Raw genomic sequence first — 9794 nt, 5'->3', positions numbered from 1 at the left:
GTCGATCGACGGAGGCAGACTTATATTGGTTAATCTTGCCCCCACCGTAATTAGAGCAGTTGCCGTGACAGGCTGTCCCGGGACAGGGCCCGGTGTAGTAACTTTCACGATGACAGGATCGTTTTTCCCGGTAATCTGCAGTCCTTTTAACTCTATGCTGCTGGTGGTGCTGCCAGGAATAATTTGTGCGTAGGTGCCACCGGCGCCTTCCAGGCTCCAGGTATAAACAGCGGGATCAGCATTATCCGGTAGAACCACTCTTACCTGTAGCGGAATTTTTTGCCCGACATTTACCTGGGATACTCCGTCAATGGTGATCTGGCTTACAGGATTGGTGAAAGCTACTGTCAGTTCTTTGGTAGCCGCTCCATCTTTAAACTTGTTAGTCTTTACAGTCGCCACGAGTGTAGCCTGACCGGACCGGGTAGCCGTCATAGTAACATGTTCGTTAAGCGAACCCGAAGGTATACTGAGGGTAGCTCCTGCCGAATTACTGTCCCGTTTAATTGACCATTCGTAACCTTCAATGATGTCAGCCGTATTATACAGCGCCTCAAATGCTGGATGATCACCTACATAAGCCTGGATTGGCCCTGAGATATTCAGATCGGGAGAAATGACTTCTACTATTGCCGAAGTTGTAACACCACTGCTGTCTCTCGCCGTAATTTGAATCGAAGCTGTTCCCGCCTTAATGCCTCTAACTACACCTTCATCGGTAACCGTAGCAATATCCGGGTTCAGAGAAACCCAGGAGACTTCCTTATTGCTCGCATCGTCCGGCAGGACAGTAACCATAGATTTCATCCCGAGCTCGGTGTTCATATTGATCCGTGCTCCCTGAAGTGAGAGAGAGGTTACTTTTACGATAGCTTCAAAGCTTGCCGGGTTAAAGTAAATCGTCTGCTTTGGCCGGTCAGGGGGAGTATCATTTACGACCTCCGGAAGCGTTCCGGTGAATACATCCAGTCTTAAAGATCCGCCGTTATCGGTGTAAAGCTTTTTAGCAATAAGAGTACCGGATATTTGACCGTTGTCGAACTGTACGCTGGCTAAAGGCGCTAGAATGGTAGCATCAACTTGTATCCCGCCAATAGTAAGTGACTTCGCTTCAGGGAAGTTTAGAAGCACATGATTGCTTTTGACATTTTTCAAGGTAAAGCCGCCCTGCATTGAAACGGATTCTCCATGTACATTGATAATAACCGTCGAGCTTTCCGGAGCCTCTATCTTGACATTTTTCAGAGTATCCGTTGTAACATCAAAAACATTCCGATTACTATCCGTGCCGGTGAAGTCTAGAGATTGGTCATCAACAACCTCTGCGGCCAGTGAATCAAGACTGCTGGACTCTAGCAGCATAAGCCGCTGGGTTTCTGTAAAATCGATTGGAGTTCCTTTGGTTATAGAACCTTTAACGGGATTATTCTCTGTAACTGTAGATGTCCCCCCATAAATAACGTTGCCATGAATTGTAGCACCATTTCCGCCATTGAATATAAAGTTTCCTCCGACTACCAGAGTTCGGGTACCGTGCCCGTTAAGACTATAGCTGGTAAACTCCGCATTTCCGGCTGCTGCCAGATTCCCGTCTGTACTGGTACTCTTCAGCTTAATGTCGCCAAACAAGAACGCATTAAATTCACTGCTAATACTATTTACTGATCTGTAAATCTCTGAGGTAGCATGTATCTCTTCAAAACTCAATTTTGCATTCTCCAGCAAATAGGATTTCTTCTCACCTGCGACAGCATTAAGGCTGAAATTAATGGTTTGGCCGGTGTCTGGCTCGAAAGTTTTACCATCCGCAGACAAATGATATTTAATTTCACCAAGGCTTCTCGTCAGTGTATACCCGGATGTAAGACTGCCGCTCTTGGAAGTACTGGCTGGCAGAGGATCTATAAATTCAAGATTTGCCGGGAAGCGCTCAGAATACTCGATATTTGAAATTGTCAGATTACTAATCGTCTGCTCTCCGTTCTGAACGGTATAAGCAGGAATCGAGTTCGGTGTAACGGTATAAGTAAGGATAAGAGGGTTAGCAGTATCGCCTCTTTCCACTGCACTCGAAGACACAGTCCGGCTAAGAGTTAGATTCGAACCTACCTTTTCTACGGTTACGTTCACCGTTCTGGTAGAGAGGGCTCCCTGGCTGTCCTTAGCCGTAATCTCAATCTGAAGGGCGCCTCCTTCGGGAAGCGGGTTGTTAAAGGTTTGTGTTACGGTCTCCCCGGACTGCACTGTCTTCTCGGCCATTTCATAATCAGACAAGTATTCGTTATTAACCTTAAACTTAATGCCAGTGAGGAGATCTTTATCCTTAAGATCCCAATCATTGACTGTATAACTAACAACGAGTTTGTCCTGGTACGAAGGCTTGATACTCTTATCCACGGGCATAGCAACTGTAATCTCAGGAGCGTGGTTAGCTCCGGTAAACGCACGGTACATTGTATTGACGAACAGCATCTGTTCCCACTGGGGGAAGTTTTTGTTGGTATGGCCTGTGCCGGAAAAAGTAATGTTGCCGACAGAGTACGTGTAGAAGTGGTTATAGCTGTCATCGGTATCCCGGCCGGATCCGGAAATGTTGTACCAAGGAATGACATCAGCCCGCTCCAGGTTCAGCGGGAAGAACTGGTCATGGGTAGTGGCAACTGTGTAGCGTCCCGTACTTGAAGTCAGGTCAACTTTGTCGAGATCGAAGGGATACTGCGTCAAAAGGCCTTCGTTTACCGACACTACCTTCGTTGATGGATTGACTGCACTGCCGCCCAGATAGGTCCGCGGCTGTGCCTGGCCAACCATGTCATGGAAATAGGAACTCCAATAGTTCAGGTTCTGGACTCCGCCCGTAGTGCTCTCCACAAAGGGGTCCAATGCCGGTGTAGCCGGATTGGCATCGACCTCACGGAAAATGGTGTCATGGGTCAGCATCAGACTTTGCTTCGTTTGTTCGGCAAAGGCCTTTACCGCATCTGCAGCAGCTTTGGATAGCATTGGTGTGCTGACACGGTCGTACATGTCCTGGAAGCCGAATACGATCATATCGTAGACTCCGTTTAGTCCGGAGGTAGGATCGGTTGCGCTGATATGGTTGGCAATATATGTGTTGAAGGCATTCATATCTATTGGTGTGATCTGTATCTCGAAATCCTTACTGTTCGTTCTGGTCAAATAGGAGGAGTCCATGTTTTTGTATACAGTGCTTTTCAAATTACTGTCTGTCAAGCCAGCCGGCATTACCTGCAGCACCTTAATTACCGGCTTGATGCCTTTGTAGAGTATGACGCCGGAGTCGAAATCTTTCAAATCGCTCAGGGTATCGGTAATTTCCATTTTCCAGTACAAAGGACCTGAATAGGTCTGTGGAAGCTTATAGCTGATTGTTCCCGACGAGGAACTCATAATTTCAGTAGCAACGACGTTGTTCTCCTTCATGGGCAGTGAAGAGTCTACGTTCATAAATAAGCGGACCCGGACGGGACGCTGAGTTAAATTGGTAATATTGTCTAGCTTAACATTAAAGCTCAATGTGTCTCCTGAAACGTAAGCATGACTTGGCGTATTACGGTAGCTAATAATATCGGCCTTATTAGTCAGTGTAAGTCTCGGACGCTGGGTCAGGCCAGTCAGATAGGGAGAAGAGGCATCTTTGATTTTTGCTGTGAAATTGTCCAGCGCTGCCTTGTTGTTAAGAAAAATAATATTTGATTTAGCGGCGGTGCGGTAAGGATTAAAGGTAGCGTACAAATTCCCCTGTTTGGCCGTAGCTGTAGCTTGGGCGGTGAATGTCTCCTCCCGCAAAAATACATAGAGGCCCTTATTAATGTAATAGTCGGTTATTTCCTTTGCTTTAAGCAGGGTAATATCATTCTCGATGCTTAAGGTTTTATGGGCTTCTTGTCTAACGGTTGTGCTGCTGTTTCCATTGCTGTTAATCAACGTTGTGCTGTAGTCACCTTTACCGATATAAATGGCATCGTATTTGCCGTCCCAATTCTCACGCAGGGACACGAACCGCTTCATGGTAATGGTGTCAATTTTAACATTGGATACATTCTGCAGGTCATCTAATTCGCTAAAGGGGAAAGGATCGCTTTCACTAAGCTTGAGGCTGCCGCTGTTCGGGTCGGTAATCTCCAGGATACGAATGGTGTAATTAGTATTGGTAGCATTAACGGATACAAGGAAACCTTGAATAAATGCGGCAATGATAAGAATCGACAGCGAGATTCCAGAAATCAGAATCCACTTTTTGCGCCTTAATAATTTCATTTGACGATTCCCCCTGATAATATATTGAATAAATTGGTAGAAATATTAAGAGTTGTATCGAATTCGGTCGGAAATTGGAAATCTTAATTGTAAATAAAACAGTTATATGCTATATATCATTCTAGGACAATTTACATGTATAGGCAATGATTATCTATGAAAAATTACCCTAATTTTTAAGTATTTGGAACTATAATTTCATAGATTTCCAATATTTTTATTATTTAAAATTGCACCGGAATACATAATGATATCGGCCTTGTCTTGGTAAAACTGTAGTTCATGGCCTAAATCTCTTCTTCTAGTATCCGATATATAAATAATAAACTCTATGAAGTGGGGATGAGTGGACGTTGGCAATCATAAAAAAGCGACTCGGGGACCTGCTGGTAGAGAACGGCATTATCTCGCAGGAACAGCTGCTTGAGGCTCTGGGTGAACAGCGCAAGACCAAACGCAAGCTCGGAGATCTCTTAATCTCGCAGGGCTATATCACCGAACAGCAGTTAATTGAAGTATTGGAATTCCAGCTGGGCATCCCGCATGTCAGCTTGTTTAAATATCAGATTGATCCGGCAATCACGCAGATTATTCCGGAGAGTATGGCCAAGCGCTATCAGGTACTGCCATTTATGAAAGAGGGCGGGAAGCTGATGGTTGCCATGGCGGATCCGCTGGACTATTTCGCCATTGAGGATCTGCGGATGAGCACCGGATTCAAGATTGAACCGGCGATCTCTACCCGTGACGAACTCCAGCGGGCGATAGCCCGGCATTACGGGATGCGCGATTCAATGAGCCAGATGATGGTAGAACTTCCTACCCAGGAAGAGATTGAAGAGACAGAGATTACGGACGAGGACTCGCCGATTGTCCGGCTCGTTAACCAGATGATTCAGCAGGCTGTTGCGCTGCGGGCATCCGATATTCATGTCGATCCAGGCGAGAATAATCTCACGATCCGTTACCGGATTGACGGAGCGCTGCGGACGGAACGTGTTATTCCTAAACAAATGCAAGGCTTTATTACTGCCAGGCTGAAGATTATGGCCAAGCTCAACATTGCCGAGCGGCGGCTTCCCCAGGACGGCCGGATCAAGATGCAGTTCGACTACAAGATGGTCGACATCCGGGTGTCCTCTCTGCCCACGATGCACGGGGAGAAAATTGTACTCCGGCTGCTTGACCTAAGCACAGGTATCAAATCGGTGGACAGCCTTGGCTTCAGCGAGCCTAATCATGCTGCGTTCAGGGATATGATTGCCAAACCTTACGGCATTCTGCTGATTACAGGGCCAACGGGAAGCGGGAAGACCACTACACTGTATTCAGCACTGAACCAGCTTAACGTGGAGAGTTCCAATATAATCACGGTCGAAGATCCGGTGGAATATCAGCTCGAAGGGGTCAATCAGGTTCATGTGAATCCTGCGGTAGGACTGACCTTTGCAGCGGGACTCCGTTCCATTCTGCGTCAGGACCCGAATATTGTGATGGTTGGGGAAATCCGGGATACAGAAACCGCTGAGATTGCAGTGAGAGCTTCACTTACCGGGCACTTAGTGCTGTCAACGCTGCATACCAATGATGCAGTCAGTACAATTTCAAGACTGCGGGATATGGGAATTGAACCTTATCTTATCGCTTCCTCACTAATTGGCGTAGTCGCCCAGCGTCTGGTCCGCAAGATCTGCAGCGACTGCAAAGAAACATACAAACCGTCGGAGCAGGAAGCGATTGTCCTTCGTAAGCACGGTCTGCCGACTGAACGACTGTATCGCGGCCGGGGCTGCGGCAGCTGCAATACCACGGGCTACCGAGGACGTATTGCCATTCATGAGGTGCTGACGATTAATGATCATCTGCGGGAACTGATTACGAATATGGCAACAGTGGAAGAAATGAAGTCTGCTGCCCGGACAAGCGGGCTGGCACAACTGATGGAGGACGGATTCCTTAAGGTTACGCAAGGCATGACTACCCTTCAGGAGGTTCTGCGCGAGACGGTGTCACACTAATAAAACCATCAGAAGATGGACTGATTTCGAGGGAGGAAGAAGCCGATGACGACATTCACAAGAGACATAATAGAGCTGCTCCATATGGCCTATTCCTCCAAAGCTTCCGATTTGCATATTTCCGTAGGTTCTCCGCCGGTCATAAGGATTGACGGAGCGCTTCATCGGATTGAAGGAGAGGCCGTCAGCCCTGAGGAATCGGCCGCGATGGCCGAATTGCTGATGGGCGAACGTCACAGTAAGACCCTTGCCGCTGTAGGGGAGGCTGATTTTTCCTTTCCGCTCGAGAATGGAGTCAGGTACCGGGTGAACGTCTTCCGTCAGCGCAGCGGCATCAGCATCGCTGCGCGGTCCATACCGGCAGACGTTCCATCATTACAACAGCTCAGCATGCCGCCGTTGCTGGCCTCTCTGGCCAGGAAGCCCCAGGGCTTGATCCTGGTGACAGGCCCGACGGGCAGCGGTAAATCCTCCACGCTGGCAGCCATGATCCACTCCATTAATCAATCGGAGAGCAAGCATATCGTTACGCTTGAAGATCCGATCGAGTTCCTGCACGGGCATGGTACATGTCTGGTCGACCAGCGGGAAGTTGGCAGTGATACGGACAGCTTCTCAAGCGGGCTGCGGGCTGCTCTGCGGCAGGACCCTGATGTGATTCTTGTCGGGGAGATGCGCGATTTGGAGACGATATCGGCGGCCATTACAGCAGCGGAAACAGGGCACCTGGTATTGGCTACGCTCCACACCACGGATGCCCCGCAGACAATTGACCGGATCATCGATGCATTTCCGGGCCATCAGCAGGGGCAGATTCGCTCGCAGCTGGCCTCGGTCCTGCTTGCGGTCATTAGCCAGCGGCTATTCCCGCGGGCTGGAGGACGCGGCCGCCTGTGCGCAACAGAAATTCTGGTCAATACGCCAGCTGTCGCCAATCTGATCCGGACAGAAAAGACACACCAGATTAAAAATGTCATGCAGACAGGCCGGGCGCTTGGTATGCATACGCTGGAGATGAGCATCCGTGAATATCTGGCCCAAGGGCTGGTTCAACCGGATGCAGCCAAAGCCTACATGAATGAGGTGGGCAGCTGATGGCATTGTTTGAATATCAGGTTAAGACCTCATCGGGCAGGCAGATCAAGGGCAAATTGACCGCATCGGACAAGCCTGCTGCGATGGAAGAGCTTCGCAAGCGTGGTCTGATCGTATTTTCGCTGGTAGAACGCAAGACCTCGATCTTGCAAATGGAGCTTTATATCGGGAATCCGGTCAAGACGATTCATTTCATCATCTACTGCCGCCAGTTCGCCACCCTTATGCGTGCGGGGGTCTCGATTGTGGATGCAACCCGGATTTTGGCAGAACAGACCGAGAGCAAGCCGCTCCGTAAAGCGCTGCAGGATGTCGGCTCCAGCCTGATGCGCGGAATAGCCTTTTCTCAGGCTGTGCAAGACCATAAGAAAATTTTCCCGCCGCTGTTTGTCAGCATGATCCGTGCAGGCGAAGAGTCAGGGAATATGGAAGGCACGCTGGAGCGGCTGGCAATGTTCTTTGAGAAGCAGCATACGACGACCGAAAAAATCAAATCCGCGCTGACCTATCCGATCACCGTCGGAGTGATGGCTATCGGAGCGGTGGTCTACCTGCTGTGGGCAATCGTGCCGCAGTTCGTCACGATGTTCGAGTCGATGAATGCGGAGCTGCCGGCCATTACGAAGATGGTACTGGCACTTAGCAAAAGCATTCAGGGACAGTGGTATTTCTGGATCCTCGGCGTGCTGCTGGTGATCGCGGCGTATCAGGTAGCCAAGCGGACGGAGAAAGGCGCTTACGCAATTGATTATGCCAAGCTGAAGCTGCCGGTGTTCGGCAAGCTGAACCAGAAGGGCTCTATCGCCCAGTTTACCCGTACCTTCGCTTCGTTATATGCCAGCTCCGTTCCCATTCTGCAATCACTGGCAATTGTGGAGGAGGTAGCGGGCAACAAGGTGATCGGGAAGTTTATCCGCAGTGCAGGGGATTCATTGCGGCAGGGTAAACCGCTGTCTGAGCCGCTTAAGAAGGCGTGGGTCTTCCCGCCGCTTGTGACGCAGATGATCGCCATCGGAGAAGAAACGGGTGCTCTGGATACAATGCTGTCTAAGGTTGCCGATTTCTACGAGATGGATGTAGAGAACACGGTCGACCGCCTGAAATCACTGCTCGAGCCGCTGCTGATTGCCTTTTTGGCCGGCGTGGTAGGGCTTATAGTGGCAAGCATTATGCTGCCGATGTTCAGTCTGTATGGTAATATGTGAGCCTTGCGGTTCCTTGTATATATTGAGAGGGGTGACGCCGGGAAGGCGGTGCGGAGTCCAAGAAACTTTCGCTGGTGCTGGACGATGGGAGGATTTGTTTCTATATCAGGGCAAGGCAGCAAGGAAGACAAGAAATTGTAGAATATGTTTTCTATCGGCACTACAACACTACTAAATTCAAGGGGGAAAATGAAATGTTGGCACAAGCTATCAAAAAAAGATTGAGCAAGGAAGAGAACCAGAAGGGGTTTACACTGATCGAGCTTTTGGCGGTTATCGTTATTTTGGGGATTATTGCGGTTATTGCGATTCCTATGATTGGCGGTATAATTAATAACACAAAAGAAGATGCGGATGTAGCAACTGCTCGTCAAGTTTATGATGCAGCACGTATGCTTATAACAGCAGAAAGAAACGGCGCTTTTGATTCTAATACTGCTGCTACTGGTACTACAGACACAGTTACTATTGCTCAATTGCAAGCGGGAAATTATCTGGAGGCAACATTATTGCTGCCTAGTGATAAAAATCCAATTACAGCCGGCACCGTTACTTTTACTGATGGAGTTCTGTCTGCACTTTCATTATCTTCCACAGCTACAACGACAGGAGCAGTTGCTGTTCCACATACTTTTGTAGTAGCAGATGTTCTGAAGTCTTCGAAATAGTTAATATCTTCTCTAAGGAATCGGAACCATTCCGATTCCTTTTTTAAAACCCCTGAAAGGGACCCTACACTACCATGACTATATTCATTGCCATTTATATCACGTTGCTCGGGCTGGTACTTGGTTCGTTTTTTAATGTGGTGGCACTGCGGGTACCGGCGGGAGAGTCGCTGCTGCATCCACCGTCACGCTGTCCGAAATGTAACACAAGGCTGGGTGTACGTGATCTGTTTCCGGTCTTCAGCTATCTGCTGTCGGGCGGGAAGTGCCGTTACTGCGGAACAAAAGTCTCTCCTCTATATCCGGTCGGCGAAGCGGCGACGGGGCTCCTGTTTCTCTGGATGTATCTGGAGCTGGGGCTTACGCTGAAAGGGCTGATGGGGCTGCTGCTGGCCAGCTTGTCGGTTATTATTACGGTCGCGGATCTGAAATACATGCTGATTCCGGACAAGGTGCTGCTGTTTTTCATTCCGCTCTTTCTGATACTTGTTCCTTTTATGACAGAAGAGCCGCTCTGGGTTCATCTG

General features: G+C 48.8%; 6 protein-coding genes. 5 read left to right on the top strand and 1 reads right to left on the bottom strand.

Going from position 1 to position 9794, the window contains the following annotated elements:
• Window positions 1-4281, bottom strand: a 4281-nt coding sequence (locus AQR02_RS20095) for a collagen-binding domain-containing protein (protein ID WP_082451988.1), incomplete at its 3' end; no start/stop codon positions are given.
• A 353-nt stretch (window positions 4282-4634) separates the two neighbouring features.
• On the opposite strand from AQR02_RS20095, the gene AQR02_RS20090 reads away from it, so the two are divergent.
• The 5 genes from AQR02_RS20090 to AQR02_RS20070 form a co-directional block, all read left to right on the top strand.
• Window positions 4635-6299 (top strand): GspE/PulE family protein, encoded by a 1665-nt coding sequence (locus AQR02_RS20090; protein ID WP_054942237.1) that lies wholly within the window; start codon window positions 4635-4637, stop codon window positions 6297-6299.
• Between the two features lie 45 nt (window positions 6300-6344).
• Window positions 6345-7394 carry a type IV pilus twitching motility protein PilT gene (locus AQR02_RS20085; protein WP_054942236.1) on the top strand — a complete coding sequence of 350 codons (1050 nt, stop codon included), beginning with the start codon at window positions 6345-6347 and terminating at the stop codon, window positions 7392-7394.
• Window positions 7394-8599, top strand: coding sequence for a type II secretion system F family protein (locus AQR02_RS20080; RefSeq protein ID WP_054942235.1), 1206 nt, complete (start codon window positions 7394-7396; stop codon window positions 8597-8599). The genes AQR02_RS20085 and AQR02_RS20080 overlap by 1 nt, the downstream gene beginning before the upstream one ends.
• A gap of 194 nt (window positions 8600-8793) precedes the next feature.
• Complete coding sequence (locus AQR02_RS20075; protein ID WP_054942234.1) at window positions 8794-9267, top strand: type II secretion system protein; 474 nt, start codon at window positions 8794-8796, stop codon at window positions 9265-9267.
• 74 nt (window positions 9268-9341) lie between these two features.
• Window positions 9342-9794: prepilin peptidase (locus tag AQR02_RS20070; RefSeq protein ID WP_148449180.1), on the top strand; the 453-nt coding region annotated here is incomplete at its 3' end.

It is taken from the genome of Paenibacillus ihuae, from assembly GCF_001368795.1.
In the GTDB taxonomy this organism is placed as follows: domain Bacteria; phylum Bacillota; class Bacilli; order Paenibacillales; family Paenibacillaceae; genus Paenibacillus_AQ; species Paenibacillus_AQ ihuae.
Note: the sequence above shows the minus strand (reverse complement) of the source record. Positions and strands in the feature narration are given on the sequence as shown.

Coding starts and splice junctions, on each gene's coding strand:
- AQR02_RS20085 (WP_054942236.1), top strand. CDS start 6,345: ATGACGACATTCACAAGAGACATAATAGAGCTGCTCCATATGGCCTAT.
- AQR02_RS20080 (WP_054942235.1), top strand. CDS start 7,394: ATGGCATTGTTTGAATATCAGGTTAAGACCTCATCGGGCAGGCAGATC.
- AQR02_RS20075 (WP_054942234.1), top strand. CDS start 8,794: ATGTTGGCACAAGCTATCAAAAAAAGATTGAGCAAGGAAGAGAACCAG.